Source organism: Pseudomonas ogarae (assembly GCF_014268695.2).
In the GTDB taxonomy this organism is placed as follows: Bacteria; Pseudomonadota; Gammaproteobacteria; order Pseudomonadales; family Pseudomonadaceae; genus Aquipseudomonas; species Aquipseudomonas kilonensis.
Genome location: NZ_CP077086.1, coordinates 1,055,001 through 1,072,444, shown reverse-complemented (window position 1 = coordinate 1,072,444; position 17,444 = coordinate 1,055,001). Strand labels below are relative to the sequence as shown.

The 17,444-nt window shown below is 60.7% G+C and carries 9 protein-coding genes and 2 rRNA genes (1 of these 11 only partly in view); 1 reads left to right on the top strand and 10 read right to left on the bottom strand.

The features are described from left to right. Window positions 1-32: 32 nt before the first annotated feature. Together mmsB and HU749_RS04550 are read right to left on the bottom strand one after the other, a co-directional pair. Window positions 33-920 (bottom strand): 3-hydroxyisobutyrate dehydrogenase, encoded by an 888-nt coding sequence (mmsB, locus tag HU749_RS04555; protein ID WP_079301993.1) that lies wholly within the window; start codon window positions 918-920, stop codon window positions 33-35. A 10-nt stretch (window positions 921-930) separates the two neighbouring features. Then, a complete protein-coding gene (locus HU749_RS04550) occupies window positions 931-2,457 on the bottom strand; it encodes a CoA-acylating methylmalonate-semialdehyde dehydrogenase (protein ID WP_186650466.1) in 1,527 nt (508 codons plus the stop codon). A gap of 140 nt (window positions 2,458-2,597) precedes the next feature. Between HU749_RS04550 and HU749_RS04545 the strand changes: the two genes are divergently transcribed. Continuing rightward, a complete protein-coding gene (locus HU749_RS04545; RefSeq protein WP_046063064.1) occupies window positions 2,598-3,545 on the top strand; it encodes a LysR family transcriptional regulator in 948 nt (315 codons plus the stop codon). On the opposite strand, the gene yfiB is transcribed toward HU749_RS04545, so the two are convergent. The 8 genes from yfiB to HU749_RS04505 all read right to left on the bottom strand — a co-directional run. Next, window positions 3,542-4,045, bottom strand: a complete 504-nt coding sequence (gene yfiB, locus HU749_RS04540) for an outer membrane lipoprotein YfiB (RefSeq protein ID WP_046063063.1) — start codon at window positions 4,043-4,045, stop codon at window positions 3,542-3,544. The genes HU749_RS04545 and yfiB overlap by 4 nt on opposite strands. A gap of 3 nt (window positions 4,046-4,048) precedes the next feature. Then, entirely contained in the window at window positions 4,049-5,317 is a 1,269-nt protein-coding gene (gene dgcN / locus HU749_RS04535; protein ID WP_079301992.1) for a diguanylate cyclase DgcN/YfiN, read from the bottom strand. Further along, window positions 5,314-5,889, bottom strand: coding sequence for a regulatory sequestration protein YfiR (gene yfiR, locus HU749_RS04530; protein ID WP_079301991.1), 576 nt, complete (start codon window positions 5,887-5,889; stop codon window positions 5,314-5,316). Before yfiR ends, dgcN begins: the two co-directional genes overlap by 4 nt. Before the next feature lie 139 nt (window positions 5,890-6,028). Next, the gene (gene recD, locus HU749_RS04525) at window positions 6,029-8,125 is read right to left on the bottom strand and encodes an exodeoxyribonuclease V subunit alpha (RefSeq protein WP_079301990.1); all 2,097 of its coding nucleotides are present in this window, start codon (window positions 8,123-8,125) and stop codon (window positions 6,029-6,031) included. Then, window positions 8,122-11,811 carry an exodeoxyribonuclease V subunit beta gene (gene recB / locus HU749_RS04520; protein ID WP_079301989.1) on the bottom strand — a complete coding sequence of 1,230 codons (3,690 nt, stop codon included), beginning with the start codon at window positions 11,809-11,811 and terminating at the stop codon, window positions 8,122-8,124. Before recB ends, recD begins: the two co-directional genes overlap by 4 nt. Beyond that, the gene (recC, locus tag HU749_RS04515) at window positions 11,808-15,260 is read right to left on the bottom strand and encodes an exodeoxyribonuclease V subunit gamma (protein ID WP_079301988.1); all 3,453 of its coding nucleotides are present in this window, start codon (window positions 15,258-15,260) and stop codon (window positions 11,808-11,810) included. Before recC ends, recB begins: the two co-directional genes overlap by 4 nt. Before the next feature lie 156 nt (window positions 15,261-15,416). Then, a 5S ribosomal RNA gene (gene rrf, locus HU749_RS04510) occupies window positions 15,417-15,532 on the bottom strand. A 155-nt stretch (window positions 15,533-15,687) separates the two neighbouring features. Beyond that, a 23S ribosomal RNA gene (locus tag HU749_RS04505) occupies window positions 15,688-17,444 on the bottom strand (it continues 1,132 nt past the right edge of the window).

The window sequence follows — 17,444 nt, the reverse complement described above, 5'->3', positions numbered from 1 at the left end:
CTCGCCACAAAAGCTTCAGAACACCGCAGGTTCTACTGCGGCTTGCGATAGCTGTTCACAATCGCCGAAAAGTCCTTGCCGCCCTCGCCCCGCTGGCTCATCGCCTGGTACAACTGCTGCGCCACCGCCCCCAGCACCACCGGCTGATGGGCCTGCCGCGCGGCTTCGGTCGCCAGGCCCAGGTCCTTGAGCATCAGGTCGGCGCCAAAGCCACCCGTGTAACCACGGGACGCCGGTGCCGTTTCGATCACGCCCGGCCATGGGTTGTAGGTGTCCGAACTCCAGCAACGGCCCGTCGAGCTGTTGATGATGCCGGCCAACACCTGGGTGTCGATCCCCAAGGCATCGCCCAACGCCATGGCTTCGCTGACGCCGACCATGGAAATCCCCAGCAGCAGGTTGTTGCAGATCTTGGCGATCTGCCCGGTGCCGACTTCACCACAGTGCACAATGTTACGGCCCATTTGCGCCAGCACCGGTTGCAAGGTGGCAAACAACTCGGCCGTGGCGCCAACCATGAAGGTCAACGTGCCCGCCGCCGCACCGCCGGTGCCGCCCGAGACCGGTGCATCGGCCATCGCCACCCCTTGTTTCGCCGCAGCAGCCGCCACGTCGCGGGCGGTTTGTGGATCGATGGTGCTGCAATCCACCGCCGGTGTGCCGGCGGCGATGCCGGCCAGCACGCCGTCTTCACCCAGCCAGACACTGCGCACATGGACGGCGGCCGGCAGCATGGTGATCACCAGTGCCGCGCCCTGGGCCGCGTCACGAGGCGAGGCGCTGATCGTGCCGCCCAACGCTGCCAGTTCAGCCAGCACCGTCTGGTTCAGGTCGAACAGGTTCAGCGAATGGCCAGCCTTGAGCAGGTTGCGCGCCATGGGGGCGCCCATGTTGCCCAGGCCGATAAATGCGATGTTCATGTCCGGCTCCTTAACGCAAATTGATGGTGGTGTTCACACCGTCATTGACGCTGTCATCATCGAACCAGCGCGCGGTCACGGTCTTGGTCTGAGTGTAGAACTGCACCACTTGTTTGCCGTACGGACCAAGGTCGCCGAGTTTCGAACCGCGGGAACCGGTGAAGCTGAAGAACGGCACCGGCACCGGGATCGGAATGTTGATGCCCACCTGGCCGACGTCGATTTCGCTCTGGAATTTGCGCGCCGCCGCACCACTCTGGGTGAACAGGCCGGTGCCGTTGCCGAATGGGTTGGCGTTGACCAGGGCAATCGCCTGATCCAGGGTGTCGACTTCCAGCACCACCAGCACCGGGCCGAAGATTTCTTCGGTGTAGATACGCATGTCGGTGGTCACGCCGGAAAACAGGGTCGGGCCAACGAAATTGCCCTGCTCGAAGCCCTGCACGCTGATGCCACGACCATCGAGCTCCAGCTTCGCCCCCTGCTGCACGCCACTCTCGATCAATTCGAGGATCCGCGCCTTGGCGCGCTTGGAAATCACCGGGCCGACGTCAGTGCCCGGCTCGCTGCCGGCATTGACCTTGAGCTTCTGTGCCAGGGCCTTGAGCTCCGGCAACCACTGCTTGGCAGCGCCCACCAGCACCACTACGGAGGTGGCCATGCAACGCTGGCCCGCCGCGCCGAAACCGGCGCCGACCAAGGCGTTGAGGGTCTGTTCACGATTGGCATCAGGCAACACCACCGCGTGGTTCTTGGCGCCCATCATCGACTGCACGCGCTTGCCGTGGCGACCCGCCAGGTCATACACGTGGGTGCCGACCGCCGTCGAGCCGACGAACGAAACCGCCTTGATGTCCTTGTGGGTGCAAAGCGCATCCACCACGTCCTTGCCGCCGTGCACCACGTTGAGCACGCCCGCCGGCACGCCGGCCTCGATGGCCAGCTCCACCAGGAGCATGGTCGACAGCGGGTCCTGTTCCGATGGCTTGAGCACAAAGGTATTGCCGCAGGCGATGGCCATCGGGAACATCCACAGCGGAATCATTGCCGGGAAGTTGAACGGGGTAATGCCCGCGCACACCCCAATCGGCTGGCGCAGCGTGTAGGTGTCAACGCCACCGGCGACGTTCTCGGCAAATTCGCCCATCTGCAGGGTGCCGATGGAACAGGCGTGCTCGACCACTTCCAGGCCACGGAAAATATCGCCCTCGGCATCAGCGATGGTCTTGCCCTGTTCGGCGCTGAGCACCGCGGCGATGCGCTTGGAATGCTCGCGGATCAACGCCTGGAGCTTGAGCATGATGCGCATCCGCGCGCCGATGGGCGTCAGTTTCCAGGTCTGGAAAGCACGCTGGGCAGCGGCGATGGCAGCATCGACTTCCGAGGCCGTGGCGAACGGAACCTTCGCCAACACCTGCTGGGTGGCCGGGTTGACGATGTCGTGCCATTCGCTGGATTGGGATTCAACCCACTCGCCATCGATCAGTAGTCTGACGGTTTGCAGGGTGGTATCGCTGGGCGTAAGGGAAACGTTCATGCTGGCCTCCGGGATTGTTCTTATAGAGAGCGCTTGTTCAGCAAAAACCAAGGTGCATAGGACACGCTTGGTGATGAGACTGTTTTTGGAGTATAGATGTGCAAACTTCTAATAAGAACGCACATAAAAACCGGTCCAACATGCAAAAAAACATCACCTCCCTGGGGTCGCTGAATTGGGACGACCTCAAGTTTTTCCTCGAAGTGGCCCGCACCCGCAAGGCCAGCACGGCCGCCAAGCGCCTGGCTGTCGACTACACCACGGTGTCGCGACGCATCAGCTCGCTGGAAGCCTCGTTGGGCACGCTGCTGTTCGAGAAATCCCGGACCAACGGTTTTGTCCTGACGGCCGAAGGCCAGCGCCTGCTGGGTTACGCCGAATCGATCGAAAGCACCCTGCACATGGCCTGCGAGCAGGTTTCAGGCTCTGGCGTCGCACTGTCCGGCCACGTGCGCATGGGCTGCACCGAAGGCTTCGGCAGCTTCTTCATCACCCCGCAACTGAGCCACTTCGTCGACGCCTACCCGGCCATTTCGGTAGACATCCTCCCGCTGCCGCACTTCATCAGCCTCTCCAAGCGCGAAGCCGACATCGTCATCGCCCTCGAACGCCCCGAACATGGCCCGTATGTGTGCTGCAAATTGTGCGATTACCGACTGCAGCTCTACGCCACCCAGTCCTACCTGGACAACCACCCACCCATCCAGCGCCCGGCAGACCTGGGCAAGCACTCGTTCATCAGTTACGTGGATGACCTGGCGTTCAGTTCCGAATTGCTCTACCTGGCCAACGTCCTGCCCGGCGCCAATGCCCACCTGCGCAGCACCAGCGTGATCGCGCAATTCGTGGCAGCGCAGCAAGGCCGTTCACTGGCAATCCTGCCCTGCTTCCTCGCCGCCCAGGACCCACGGCTGTTGCCGGTGTTGCCGGAGGACATCACCGTCACCCGGCAGTTCTGGATGTACTGCCGGGAGGATTTGAGGAAGCTGAAGCGGATTACGTTGTTGTGGGATTACATTCGCGAGGTGACTGAACAGAACCAGCCACTGCTGATGGGTGACAGCCGGGAGATGGTGTTTGCCGATTAATCGGCGATGACCACGATGGCGACGCGGCGGTTTTCGGTGCGGCCGCTGGCGGTGTCGTTGGAGGCGACCGGTTTGCTGCTGCCCAGGCCGCGCAGTTGGACGTTCTCTTCGCGTATGCCAATGCTGGTCAGTACCTTGCTCACGCTGGCGGCCCGGCGCATCGACAGTTGTTCGTTGTAGGCCTGGGAACCCGATGCGTCGGTATGACCATCGACCCGTACCCGCTCGATACCCGCCCCCAGCAACGCCTTGCCGATGCGCTCGACGATTTCGGTGCTGGCCGGATTGAGGTTCTCCACATCGCTCCCAAACAGCACCTTGCCCGACAAACCGAAAGCCCAGCCATCGTCAGTCAATTCGAACCCCTGTTGCTTGAGTACGGCGATTTGCGCCGGAGTCAGGCCCTTCTGCGGTGCCGTCTGGCAACCGCTCAGGGCCAGGACGGCCAGCAACAAAAACGCTGCGAACCAGCGCAGGAAAAATGAAGGATATGAACGCACGAGTCAGCTCCTGGTTTGAAGATCAGCGACGGAGTGATCCGATTCCGCCGTATGTTGACCGCCTCGGGCGAGGCGTTTGGCTTGGTACATCGCCGCATCGGCGGCGTGGAGCAGGGTACCCGGTGTGGCACCATCATCGGGGTAAACGGCGATGCCGATACTGAGGGACGTCAGCACTGAAGCATTGCCGGGTAATTGAATCGGCATTTCCATACTGGCGATGATTTTTTCAGCGATCCGCTCGGCGTCCTCGGCCTTGTGCAGGGGTGCCAGCAGCACGGCGAATTCATCGCCTCCCAGGCGTGCAACCAAGTCGTCTTCACGCAACTGTGCCCGGACCCGGGTCGCCACGGCCGTCAGCACCGCGTCACCGGCAGCATGGCCGAAATTGTCGTTGATGCCCTTGAACCGGTCGCTGTCCAGGTACAACACGGCCACTTGCTCGTTGAGCTTGCTGGCGTTGCGCAGGGCGCGGATCAGCCGCCCCTCGAAAAACGCCCGGTTCGGCAAGCCGGTCAAGCTGTCGTGGCTGGCCTGGTGTGCCAGGGTTTCGTTTTCGCTTTGCAGGTGAGTCTGCCAGGACTCCAGTTCGTCGAGCAGTGCGTTGAAGTCATTGGCCAGATTGTCCAGTTCGGCGATGGCGGCCGGCGGCACGCGCCGGTCCAAGGCTCGCTCGCTGCGTGCCGCGTGGGCCACTTCGGCCAGGCTGCGCAATGGTCCGGTGATCGCCCGCAACTGGCGCCGCGCCAGATAAAGCGCCACCCAGGCACTCACCGCCGTGCATAAGATAATCCCCGTCAGGCCGCTAAGCAAAAAACGCAACAGGCTGCCGCCATGCCCCGCCAACACGATGCGGCCGATATTCTGTCCTTGGTGAACAATTGGCAGGCTGATGGGCTTCTCCAGGAATGCCTTGGCAATATGCACTTCCAGCCCCGACAACAGGCCTGTTTCCGGTCGCTGCCAGCGCGCCAACAGACGGCCATGCTCATTGAGCACCTGGGCATCGGCGACTTCCTCGGTGGAGGCGATCAAGGCCAGTGCTTCGGTGGCCGCAGCCGGGTCATCGAACACCACAGCGGCTTCCACGGTGTAGTTGATCGAGCGGGCGATCAGGTGCAGGTTGTGATCGGCGTAGACCCGCAACGCAAGCACACCCAGCAACGTCAGGGAGACACTGGCCATGGTGATCGCCACCAACGCGACAATCAGGTGGCCGCGCCCGATGACCGAGCCCAAGGTGGGACGGATCCGCGACTTGGACAGGCTCATGGTACTGCCGGCCTGCGACGGGAAAGCTGCAGAACGCTCGGATGGATACGCACGCCACTGCGCGCTACCGAGTCGAGGTTGACCTCGAACGATACCTGCTCATCACCGACCCGCAGACAGAACAGGCTACCCACGGTGCACTGGTCACCGCCTTCGCTGATGCTCAACACGGGCTTGCCGATCAGGGAGTCAAACAGACGGATACGCTCGTCGCTGGTCAGCCTGCCGATGTAGACGGCGTTGCAATCCGTAGCGATGTTGGGGTGATCGGCCAGCAATCGCTGCACTGTCACCGGTCGACCAGTGGCCTGGGTGGTGCCTTTGACCAGGTCGTCGGTGTATTGAGTCGGGCCGACGACGCACAGTTGCAACTGCGCAGGCTCCACTGGCCAGCGAGCGTAGCTGAGAATGCCCAAGACGACTTGAGTGACCGATTCAGCCCGCTGTTCAGCCCGGCTCGTGGAGGGCGGGTCTTCGGCAAACACCATAGGCGACAGCAACCACAGAAGACCGGCAAGCAGATAATGCCCCCACTCCTTGCTGCGCACAGCCTCCCGAACCGCCACTTTCATGGAAAATCTCTAGGTAATACGATAAGTGTCGGAACGATAGCACAGTGCCAAAAAGCCAGCGAGCCGGCGCCCTACGGACATATCTGACAGAAAACAGCCAAAATCGTGACTCCAGCATTGAATCACGAAAGCTGATCATTCAGTCATCACCCTCCAACTCCAACATGAGCCCGCTCAAGCGCTTGACCTTGCGCCGCACCGCCTCCTCGAACACCCCCGCTCGCGGCTCTATCAGGCTGAACCATTGCTTGCCCCGGGTAATGGCGGTGTACACCAACTCCTTGGTCAATACCGGGTTCAGCGCATCCGGGAGGATCAATGCGGTATGGGTGAATTCCGAGCCCTGGGATTTGTGCACCGTCATGGCATACACGGTTTCCACATCATTCAGGCGGCTGGGCAGGACGAAACGCACACCGCCCTGGCCGTCGTTGCGCGGGAAAGCGACCCGCAGAACCTGCTTGCCGGCATCGGGGCCGTCACGCTCGGGCAACTTGAGGGCGATACCGATATCGCCGTTCATCAGCCCCAGCCCATAGTCGTTGCGGGTCATCAGCACCGGGCGCCCTTCGTACCACTGGTGATCGCTATCGATAAGGCGGGCCTTGAGCAAGGCGGCGGTGATTCGCAGGTTCAGTCCTTCGACGCCCCACGGACCTTTGCGCACCGCGCAAAGCAATTGGAATTCGTCGAAGGCCGCCAGGACTTCCCGGGCCCAATCGGCCCAGCAACGATCTTCCAGCGGGCGAGAATTGACCGGGCGTCGCTGCCGTAGCAGGCTCAGGTAATGCCGATAACCCTGGGGCCCATCTGGCTTGCCATCGAGTAACAGCTTCTCCAGTTTCGTGTCGTGTTCACTCGCCAACTTCAGGGAAGACAGATCGGCATGCTGCCCTTGCTCCAACAACTGACGGGCTTTTTCAGGCTGCTGCTGGTTGACCCAACGGGCCAGCTGACCGATCCCGCTGCCTTCGCCGAAGCGCCGGGAATGCCTGAGCATGACCACTTGCTGTGCCAGGGGATGAGTGCCGGCGAGGTCCTGTTGCAGGTCACTGGCCGCCAGATTTTCACCACTGACCGACTCAAGCCAGGCTCGGGTCCGGGGGCTGTACCAGCCATCCTCGGCGTCTCGACACAAATCCCCGAGCACCGCACCGGCTTCTACAGAGGCCAACTGGTCCTTGTCCCCCAGCAACACCAACCGTGCATGGGCCGGCAGCGCATCCAGCAGATTGGCCATCATCTCCAGGTCGATCATCGACGCTTCATCGACCACCAGCACATCCAGTGGCAGGCGATTGCCTGCATGGTGGCGAAAATGCCGGGTGCCGGGGCGGCTGCCCAGCAAACGATGGACTGTCGTGACGTCGCAGGGAATGCGTTCGCGCACAGCGTCGTCCACATCCAGGGTCCGGACCTGCTGGCTGATGGACTCGGTCAGGCGCGCCGCCGCCTTGCCAGTGGGCGCGGCCAGGCGAATCCGCAGCGGCTTCCCGGCCTCGACGGCCGGTGCCTGGAGCAGGGCCAGCAGGCGCACAACGGTCGTGGTCTTGCCGGTGCCCGGGCCGCCGGTCACGATGCTGAAGGCCCCGCGGGTCGCCAGTGCGCAGGCCAGTTTCTGCCAATCGATCGGGCCGCTGGCATTGGCCGGTCCGAACAATCCGTCCAAACGCTCGCGCAGGTCCCCGGGCGCCGCTTCATGCTCGATAAGCCGTTGACGCAACGCTTCATCGATTCGCCGTTCATAACCCCAGTATCGGCGCAGATAAAGACGCTTGCCAGACAACACCAACGGACGTTGCTGCGCCTCTTCGCTCCCATCCACGGCCAGGGCCACCAGACGACTGGACGCCAGGGCCTTGCACCAATGGACGCCGTCCAGTGTCGCCAATATTTGCGATGGCAACAGCATGACGCCCGTCTGCAGGTCACCCTCGGGAGGCAGCGACAGCGCAAAATCCGGTTCCTTGAGAGTCTCGAACACATCCAGGCAAACATGGCCGTGGCCCAGTTGATGACTGGTCAGCGCAGCGGCGAGCAGGACCAATGGATCATCGTCAGGTGCCAGCTCATGGAGGAACGCCACGAATGCCTTGTCCAAGGCGCGCAACCAGCCGCGCTCGACCCAGCGCGTCAGTAACAACAGCAGGTCCTGCGCACGGCTCAAGGGTGCCAACTCCACCAGGCTTTCGTCGTCGGACGATTTAGGCAGCAGGTCGGCAAAAGAACGACTCATAGCAATTCCCCCTGTACCCACGCCGGCTCGGCCTTGGGTTCGGGCGCCCCCTGGAACAGGCGATCCAGTTGTTCGATCAATGCCCGTGGCGGCTTGGTGAAATACACCCCCTGACTGGCTGAGCGGGTTCCGCGAAGGAACAGGTACAACGCGCCGCCGACATGCCGATCGTAGTCGTAATCGGGGAGCCGTGCCTTGAGCTGGCGATGCAGGGCCAACAGGTACAGCACGTATTGCAGGTCGTAGCGATGGTCCAGGATCGACTGTTCCATGGCCGGTACGGTGTAGGCCATGTCATCGACACCCAGCCAGTTGGATTTGTAATCGGCCACGTAGTACCGACCGTCGTGCTCGAACGTCAAATCGATGAAGCCCTTGAACATGCCGTTGAGCAGCACCGGTTCTGCCGCGACGCGGGCCACACCGCCATGGGTGAACCGGCAAACCAGCTGGTCGAGCTTTTGCACATCGACCTTGTGGCTGGCGAACCAGAACTCCATCTCCACCTGGAATCGGCTCAGTTGTTCGAGCACCACTGGCGCCTGGTCGTTGCCGACATGCATGGGCATCTTGATCAGGTGCTGCAGCCAATCGCTCAGCGTGGTGATCCAGCCTTTCCAGCCTCGGCGATTGCAGCGTCGGGCAATGGCATCCTCGATATCCGCTGGTGCCGATGAAAAGCCCTCCCCGGCGGCCCACTCCAGCAGGCCATGCAGGAAAGTGCCGGGGTTGGGGCCACGGGGAAAGCGGTGGATGTCGCCACCGACAGCGACGGTCTCCCTGGGAGCGTCCGGGTCCAGTCGTTCATCGTCGAACAGTTTCTGGGCCTGGGGACTCTCTGGCGCGGTATCGCTGCCTTCGCTCAGGCTTTCGCTGATGCGCAAGGCACTGTAGGACGCGATCCACCAGTTCTCGCTGGCTTTTCGCAAGGGCACCAAGGGTTCAAGCAACACGGCTTCGTTGCGCGGGGGCCGGTAGTGCTCGTCGGTGGCCTCAGGCATTGGCTGGTAGCTCACCGCGTCACTGCCTTGCTGCAGGTCTTCCAGCCAACGCCTCAACTCCACCGACTCGGTCAGCGGTGCACCACCGCCCAATAGATACCCTAGCGCGGACACATGGAGGATCGAGCGGTTGTTGCTGCCCCGCTTGAGATCCGCGACACCTAGCCAGCAGGCATGTTGCGCGCGGGTCAGGGCCACGTAGAGAAGCCGCAGATCCTCGGCCAGACGCTCGTCATCGGCCTTGGCGATCAATTCGGCAGTGGGTTTTAGGCTGATCTGCGCCTTGTTGGCCTCATCGTGGTAATGCAATGGCAATCGACTGCCGTCCACCGGTTTCGTCGAACAGATGAAGGGCAAGAAGACCAATGGATATTCAAGCCCCTTGGACTTGTGGATCGTGACCACCTTGACCAGTTGCTCATCGCTTTCCAGACGCAGGATCTGCTCTTCGCCCGCTTGCCCGGACAAGGCCAGGTGCTCGGACAAATGCCGGATCAAGGCTTGCTCGCCATCCAGTTCACCGGCTGCCTGCTGCAACAGTTCGCAAAGGTGCAACAAGTTGGTCAGCACCCGCTCGCCATCGCTGCGCGCCATCAAGGCCTGGGGCAGTTCGAAATCATGCAGCAGGCGCCGCAGCATCGGCAGCACGCCCTGGCTGCGCCAGACCGTACGATAACCGCGAAATTGCATGACCCGCGCTTCCCAGGCCAGCTCATCCTGGTTGAGTCGTTCCAGTTCCGTCAGCGATAGGTTCAACGTGATGCTGGCCAGGGCCGCCCGTAGCGGTCGTTCGGCATCCGGCTCGGCACAGGCCCTGAGCCAGATCAGCAAGTCCCGCGCTTCCTGCGAGGCAAAGACCGAATCCTTGTCGGACAGATAGACACTGCGCACGCCTCGCGCGGACAACGCGTCTCGCACCGCCTGCGCTTCTTTACCATCGCGCACCAGGATGGCGATATCTGCCGGACGCACGCCTCGCAGCACGTCTCCATCGACCGTGAAGCCGTCGCGTCCCGACTGGCCGCCGTTGAGCAACGCCGTGATCTCACTGGCGCAGGCGGCAGCCATGGATTGTCGATACACCGCACCGGAAAGTGGCTGCTCCGACGACAGGTGCCAGATGTTCAGCGCCGCGACCGCCTGCCCAGCGACCTGCAAGGACTCCTTGCGCCCCTGGGACTCAACGGACAGGAACGGCACCGGGTTCTCGCCCGAAGGTTCACGGAACAGAAAGGCCCCGCGCCCCTTCGGGCGGGACTCGGCATTCTGGAAAACATGGTTTACCGCGCCCACCATGGCATGGCTGGAACGGAAGTTCGTGCCCAGCGTGTGCAGCCTGCCAGCAGTGGCTTCGCGAGCGCGCAGATAGGTATAGATGTCGGCACCGCGAAAAGCGTAGATCGCCTGCTTCGGATCGCCGATCAGGAAAAGTCCGGTCCCGGGGTCGTTGTCTTCGATACGGTAGATGCTTTCGAAGATCCGGTATTGAACCGGGTCGGTGTCCTGGAACTCATCGATCAGCGCCACCGGAAACTGCTCGCGGATCAGGCTCGCCAGACGCTCGCCTCCGTCGGCCTGCAGGGCTGCATCGAGACGCAGCAGCATGTCATCAAAGCCCATCTCGGCGCGGCGACGCTTCTCTGCCTCGAAGCGCGCCCCGACCCATTGCGCGGCATGCTGCAGCACGGCGGCATCTGGTGTGGGCAACGCGTCCAGGCTGGCCTTGAGACTGGCCATGGCGTCCAACCCGGGGTGGTTGGGCACTTCACCTTTCCAGGCTTCGGCCATGCCCTCGGGCGTCAACCGCGAGAACCCGGTGCCGATGTCCAACAGCTCAAGGCTTTCGTCATCGACCCAGGCAGTGATTTTCTGAAACCACGGTTCGAAGTAACGCGCCTGCATCTTGCGCCCGTCGACAGACTTGCTGGCCACGCCTTGCTGGCAGATCTCCAACAGTTCCACCGCCCATTGCCGCCACGGTGCCTTGAGATCAAGCAAGGCGGCACTGCGCTCCTGCAAGGCCGCGGCGATGAGTTCGGCAGGCTCAAGCCCGTCACCATCGCCACGCTCGCTGGAAAACAAGCCTCGTACCCGCGGCAACAGCGCAGCAGGCCCTCCCCAATGGGTACGCACCCAGTTCAGCGCCTCGCCTTGCATCGAATAGCAGAACAACCGCCAATAATCGCGCAGCACCTCGCCCAGCAATTCGCTGTGGTCGGTTTCCAGGGTCTGGGTGAACAGGCTACCGCTGTCGAAGGCGTGCTCACGCAACATGCGCTGGCACCAACTGTGGATGGTCGAGACGGCCGCTTCGTCCATCCACTGCGCAGCGATGTCCAGCCGGTTCGCACAGCCAGGCCATTGGTCAGCGTTGAACTCGTCGCGCAACGCAGCGATCAGCGAGTCCGGGGCGGGAACTTCGTCGCGGAAGAAACGCGCGGCTTCGGCCAGACGGGTGCGAATTCGTTCACGCAACTCTTTGGTGGCGGCATCCGTGAAGGTCACTACCAGGATTTGCGGCGGAAGCAACTCGCGGCCAAAGCCGGACGCCGAACCGCCATGCCCCAGCACCAGACGCAGGTACAACGCCGAGATGGTGAAGGTCTTGCCGGTACCGGCGCTGGCCTCGATCAGTTGGCTGCCACGTAGCGGGAAAGCCAGGGCCAATGGTGTCTGTCGACTCATGAACGGGCTTCCTCGCCGACCAATGAACGCCATGGGGCTTCGAGCAACGGCCGGTAGAGCGCATCGCACCAATCGGGGAATGTTTCGTCAGCCATCAAGGCATCGAAATCAGGAAACTGTCGAGCCAACGCCGGACTTTCCCGCCGTTCGCCTTCAAACGTCTGTCCATCGCCCTCATAGGCTTTGCGAGCCGCCGCTTCGGCCTTGTCCGGATCGGTCTGGCCGAGCCAGGCGAAGGCCGTCTTCACCGCGATCGGTAGCGGCTGGCGCATACCGGTCTGCCAGGCCAGCAGCATGTCGCCCAGCAGCCTTTGTGCGACAGGCTCCTCAAAAGGTGCCAGCAGCAAGCTGTCATCACTGGCCACCAGTGCCGTCGTCAACGACAAACCATTAGCGCAGGCCACGAGATGGTTGACCCAAGGCCGTATCAAGCGATGCCACTTACGGGTCTTGGTGGAGCCGATGCTGTTGGGTATGGCCGTGATGGCGAGGACCGCACCGTCGGAACGCTGGTGCAAACCGCTGAGCCACCCTTCGACATTCACTCCCTGCAATTGCAGGCTGACTGGCACAGCGCTGACCGACGGTGTCGGCCATAACGCTAGAAGCTGTTGGTAACGCTGGAGCAGATCCGGCAGGGGTTCGATCAATTCACGCTGCATGCACTCACCGAAACCGGCCATGGGTAATAGGCCACTGTTCTGCAGTCTTTTGGCGTGGGCGGTGAGGGCAAGATCCGGCTGGTCCAGGCGTACCAGGGCGGCCTCGAGCAAGCTGTCACTCAGGCTGTAGCGTTGCAGCGCATCGAGCACAAAAGGTTCGTCATCGGCCAGAGGCGCTTCGATGGCCTCGAAGAACACCTTCAACCGCTGACTGAAGAAATGGCGGACAGGATTGCGCAGGAAGTCCTGCAACTGCCCGAGGCCCAAGGGCTCCTCCTGGACATAGGGTTCCAATACCTGGTTTTTGTCGGTGTGATCGCAAGCGTCATGGAGCATCCGCCATTCGCTGGCGTAGCTGAACAGCGCGTCACCTTGATGGAAATAACGCGCACTGAACGGTTGCAACGGATGCTCCTGGGTCAGGGCATCGAGAAGAGGCTTGCTGTCATCTGCCAACCGCCAGCCACTGGCGAGATGATCGCGCAGTTGGCCGATCAACACCGATGCCGGGCGCTCGCTGTTGTCGCGAATACTGCGCCCCACCCAACTGATGTACAGCTTTTCCCGGGCAGAAAGCAGCGCTTCCAACAGCAGGTAACGGTCGTCCTCACGGCGGGAACGATCACCCGGACGATAATCGCCCCCCATCAGGTCGAAGTCCAAAGGCGGCTGGGCTCTCGGATAATCACCATCATTCATCCCCAGCAGGCACACCAGCTTGAAGGGGATTGCGCGCATCGGCATCAAGGTACAGAAGTTGACTGCGCCGGCCAGGAAACGCTGGGACAGTCGCCCCTGATCCAGTCCGGCCAACCACGCCTCTCGTACCACCGTCAGCGGCAATTCGTCGTGCAGCCCCACCGACTCACAGGTTTCCAGCCAGGTTTCACGCAAGTCTTCGAGTTGGGCCAGCAAATAGTCGTCATGCTCGTTGCTTGCCTGGAAAAACAGCTGCATCAGATCTTGCAGGCGTGAACCCCATTGCTGCGGCGATGCCGGCCGGGTGAGTTCCTGATGGGCGACCTCCAGGGCATCCAGCAAAGCAACCAAGGGACCAATCAACGCCGCATCCAGGCCACCGATCTCGTCATAAGGCTCAATGCCCTCATAAGCGTTCGAACTGCCGACGGCATACCCCAGCAACATGCGACGCAAGCCGAAATGCCAGCTGTTCTGCTCAAGCTCGGCAGGCAGGCCCAAGCCGGCACGGTGTTCGGCGCTCATCCCCCAGCGAATGCCGGCGCCTTCGATCCAGCGGTGCAGTGTCGGCAGGTCGGCCTCATCGATGCCAAACCGTTCGCGCAACGCCGGGACATCCAGCAGGTCGAGGATTTCGCTGACCGGGAAACGACTGTCCGGCAGCTTGAGCAAATGCTCGACGGCGATCAGCAATGGATCACGTCCACGCTGGCCCTGGTCGGTCAGCGTGAAGGGAATGAAACGCGGGTCGCTCCTGTCGAGCTGGCCGAACACTGCACGAATGTGCGGTGCATAACTGTCGATGTCCGGGACCATGACGATGATATCCCGTGGGCGCAGGGTCGGATCCGCACTGAAGTGGGCCAGCAATTGGTCGTGGAGAATTTCGACTTCACGCTGGGCGCCATGGGCCACATGAAAACGGATCGAGCCGTCTCGCTCCGGATCGACGACAGGCCAGTGTTCCCGGGTTTCGTCCAGGGGGCGCAGTTCCAGGATGTCATCCTGCAACTGGCTGAGAAGGGTCGTGGGGGTCCCATCGGTGAACAGGTCGATTCGCCCATCGCGAAATACCGAGCGATAGCTGTTGGGATCATCGTAGCTGTCGAGCAGGTTGATATAGTCGCGCCCTTGCTTGCCCCAGGCGGCCAATAATGGATGGGCATGTTGATGCAGGGTTTGCGGATCGAGGACGACGGGCATGCCAGCCTTGCGTGCCTGGCGCTTGTATTGATGACGCAACAAATCCTTGTCGGCGACGATGTCCGCCCAATGATGGCGACACGGGTTATGCACGCAGAGCAGAACCTGGCTGAACCGGGAAAGGCCGGCGAGCGCCTCAAGGACCTGGGCAGGCAACGAAGAAATACCAAACACGATGACCCGCGCAGGCAGGCCTTGCGGAGCGACTTCCAGGCTGTTGATGCGTTCGATGTAACGTTGATGAACGCCGGCACGGCTTTGCGCCATGCCTTGTTCCCCCACATCCAGCAACAAGGCTCGCCACAGTTCCGCTTGCCAGCAATTTGCCGGCGCGAGCGGCTTGATTTCGCCTCGGACATTTCTTGTCTGGTGTCGACCTTCCGCCCAATCCTCTAGCCAGTCGGCCCGGTAGACCTGGTACTGGTCGAACAGATCGGCAAGACGCTCGGACAGTTGATAGCGCTTGCGCAAGTCGGTGTCGTGGGTAAGGAATCGTCGCAGAGGTTCGAAATGAGGCTGCTCGATCAACTGCGGCAGCAGACGCATCAGGCGCCAGGTCAGCGGAGCCTTATCCAGCAGGGACTTGGCCGGAATTTCGTCGCGTCCCAGGACTGTTCGATAAAGCTGCCACATGAAACTGCCCGGTAGCTGTACATCAATGGCTGCCGCAATACCGCAACCGCCGGAATCATCGTCTTCCGGGTCTTCAGCCAATGCGAGCTTAAGCCATTGGGCAATGCCGTTGCTCTGTACCAGGGCGATTTCATTTTCAAGGGGTGCCAGCGGATAACGCCGCATCAAGCTGATCACCAGGCTGCGCAATTCATCAAGGCGATTCCCATGAACCACCATGAAAGCAGGGCTGAGGGACGTTGCGTCCGGCATGAAAGGCATCCTTGAAAATGCAAAAGCTAGGGGCAGAACCTTAGCACTGTCGGGGGGTTGTGACAGCCGGGAGCTGTCCGCACTTGTCGTAAGAACTTTCCTGCGGGCAAAACAAAACCCCTACCTGCATCAGCAGATAGGGGTTTCGGAATTTAATCTTGACGATGACCTACTCTCACATGGGGAAACCCCACACTACCATCGGCGATGCATCGTTTCACTGCTGAGTTCGGGATGGGATCAGGTGGTTCCAATGCTCTATGGTCGTCAAGAAATTCGGGTACTGAGTCGCGGCCCGTGGGCCTCGCTTCAGCAAATTGGGTATGTGATAGCTTCGGTGTTTTGTGAGATTCGAACTTTCGGTTCGTTTCGTCTTCACACACCGCAATCTGGTCTCTCTCGAGTTCACAAATTGCTTGGGTGTTATATGGTCAAGCCTCACGGGCAATTAGTACAGGTTAGCTCAACGCCTCACAGCGCTTACACACCCTGCCTATCAACGTCGTAGTCTTCGACGGCCCTTCAGGGGACTCAAGGTCCCAGTGAGATCTCATCTTGAGGCAAGTTTCCCGCTTAGATGCTTTCAGCGGTTATCTTTCCCGAACATAGCTACCCGGCAATGCCACTGGCGTGACAACCGGAACACCAGAGGTTCGTCCACTCCGGTCCTCTCGTACTAGGAGCAGCCCCTCTCAAATCTCAAACGTCCACGGCAGATAGGGACCGAACTGTCTCACGACGTTCTAAACCCAGCTCGCGTACCACTTTAAATGGCGAACAGCCATACCCTTGGGACCGGCTTCAGCCCCAGGATGTGATGAGCCGACATCGAGGTGCCAAACACCGCCGTCGATATGAACTCTTGGGCGGTATCAGCCTGTTATCCCCGGAGTACCTTTTATCCGTTGAGCGATGGCCCTTCCATACAGAACCACCGGATCACTAAGACCTACTTTCGTACCTGCTCGACGTGTCTGTCTCGCAGTCAAGCGCGCTTTTGCCTTTATACTCTACGACCGATTTCCGACCGGTCTGAGCGCACCTTCGTACTCCTCCGTTACTCTTTAGGAGGAGACCGCCCCAGTCAAACTACCCACCATACACTGTCCTCGATCCGGATAACGGACCTGAGTTAGAACCTCAAAGTTGCCAGGGTGGTATTTCAAGGATGGCTCCACGCGAACTGGCGTCCACGCTTCAAAGCCTCCCACCTATCCTACACAAGCAAATTCAAAGTCCAGTGCAAAGCTATAGTAAAGGTTCACGGGGTCTTTCCGTCTAGCCGCGGATACACTGCATCTTCACAGCGATTTCAATTTCACTGAGTCTCGGGTGGAGACAGCGCCGCCATCGTTACGCCATTCGTGCAGGTCGGAACTTACCCGACAAGGAATTTCGCTACCTTAGGACCGTTATAGTTACGGCCGCCGTTTACCGGGGCTTCGATCAAGAGCTTCGCGTTAGCTAACCCCATCAATTAACCTTCCGGCACCGGGCAGGCGTCACACCCTATACGTCCACTTTCGTGTTTGCAGAGTGCTGTGTTTTTAATAAACAGTCGCAGCGGCCTGGTATCTTCGACCGGCGTGGGCTTACGCAGCAAGTGCTTCACCCTCACCGGCGCACCTTCTCCCGAAGTTACGGTGCCATTTTGCCTAGTTCCTTCACCCGAGTTCTCTCAAGCGCCTTGGTATTCTCTACCCAACCACCTGTGTCGGTTTGGGGTACGGTTCCTGGTTACCTGAAGCTTAGAAGCTTTTCTTGGAAGCATGGCATCAACCACTTCGTCACCCAAAGGGTAACTCGTCATCAGCTCTCGGCCTTGGAATCCCGGATTTACCTAAGATTCCAGCCTACCACCTTAAACTTGGACAACCAACGCCAAGCTGGCCTAGCCTTCTCCGTCCCTCCATCGCAATAACCAGAAGTACAGGAATATTAACCTGTTTTCCATCGACTACGCTTTTCAGCCTCGCCTTAGGGACCGACTAACCCTGCGTCGATTAACGTTGCGCAGGAAACCTTGGTCTTTCGGCGTGGGTGTTTTTCACACCCATTGTCGTTACTCATGTCAGCATTCGCACTTCTGATACCTCCAGCAAGCTTCTCAACTCACCTTCACAGGCTTACAGAACGCTCCTCTACCGCATCACTTGCGTGATACCCGTAGCTTCGGTGTATGGT

Bases quoted from the DNA above. Each gene is read 5' to 3' on its own strand.
- HU749_RS04550 (WP_186650466.1), bottom strand. From the start codon at position 2,457: ATGAACGTTTCCCTTACGCCCAGCGATACCACCCTGCAAACCGTCAGA.
- recC (WP_079301988.1), bottom strand. From the start codon at position 15,260: ATGCCGGACGCAACGTCCCTCAGCCCTGCTTTCATGGTGGTTCATGGG.
- yfiR (WP_079301991.1), bottom strand. From the start codon at position 5,889: ATGAAAGTGGCGGTTCGGGAGGCTGTGCGCAGCAAGGAGTGGGGGCAT.
- mmsB (WP_079301993.1), bottom strand. From the start codon at position 920: ATGAACATCGCATTTATCGGCCTGGGCAACATGGGCGCCCCCATGGCG.
- recD (WP_079301990.1), bottom strand. From the start codon at position 8,125: ATGAGTCGTTCTTTTGCCGACCTGCTGCCTAAATCGTCCGACGACGAA.
- recB (WP_079301989.1), bottom strand. From the start codon at position 11,811: ATGAGTCGACAGACACCATTGGCCCTGGCTTTCCCGCTACGTGGCAGC.
- dgcN (WP_079301992.1), bottom strand. From the start codon at position 5,317: ATGAGCCTGTCCAAGTCGCGGATCCGTCCCACCTTGGGCTCGGTCATC.
- HU749_RS04545 (WP_046063064.1), top strand. From the start codon at position 2,598: ATGCAAAAAAACATCACCTCCCTGGGGTCGCTGAATTGGGACGACCTC.